Source organism: Aquipuribacter hungaricus (assembly GCF_037860755.1).
GTDB classification, from domain to species: Bacteria; Actinomycetota; Actinomycetes; order Actinomycetales; family JBBAYJ01; genus Aquipuribacter; species Aquipuribacter hungaricus.
Genome location: NZ_JBBEOI010000509.1, coordinates 1 through 674, shown reverse-complemented (window position 1 = coordinate 674; position 674 = coordinate 1). Strand labels below are relative to the sequence as shown.

At 81.6% G+C, this 674-nt stretch carries 1 protein-coding gene; it reads left to right on the top strand.

The window, feature by feature from the left end:
• Positions 1 to 674, top strand: a 674-nt coding sequence (locus WCS02_RS20905) for a CpaE-like family protein (RefSeq protein ID WP_479688817.1), incomplete at both ends; no start/stop codon positions are given.

Genomic DNA, 674 nt, shown 5'->3' with positions numbered 1-674 from the left:
CGGGTCGACCGCCACCGCCGTCGCGCTGGCCACCGCGGCCGCCGCGTCGGGCCGGCGGGTGCTGCTGGTGGACGCGGACCCCCTCGGGGGCGGCCTGGACCTCGCGATGGGGGCAGAGGAGCTGCCCGGGGTCCGGTGGCACGACCTGCACGACGTCCGGGCCCCGCTGCCCGCCGGGGGACTCGCGGTGGCCCTGCCCGTGGCCGACGAGGTGGCGGTGCTGTCGTACGGGCGGGGCCAGGCCGTCGTGCTGCCGGGCGCCGCCCGGGCGGTGGTGCGCGCGGGGCTCGACGAGCACGACCTGGTGGTCCTGGACCTGCCGCGCGCCGGCGACGAGGCGGCGCTCGCCGCCTCGGGCGAGGCCGACGTGCTGCTGTGCGTGTGCCCGTCGGAGCTGCGGGCGGCGGCCGCCGCCCCGGCCGTGCTCCGGCGCTGGGGGGCGGTGGCCGAGCACCACCTCCTGGTGCGCGGTCCCGCCCCCGGCGGCCTGCGCGAGGCGGACACGGCGACAGCCGTCCGGGCCGGTCTCGACCTGCTCGCCACCGGCGGGCCGGCCCCGAGCGTGCTGGCACGCGTGGACGTCGTCCGCGCGGAGCCGGGGCTGGCGGGGGCCATGGAGCGCGGCGAGGCCTTCGGGGTGGCCGCGCGCAGGCCGCAGCGGGGCTGGGGCAAGT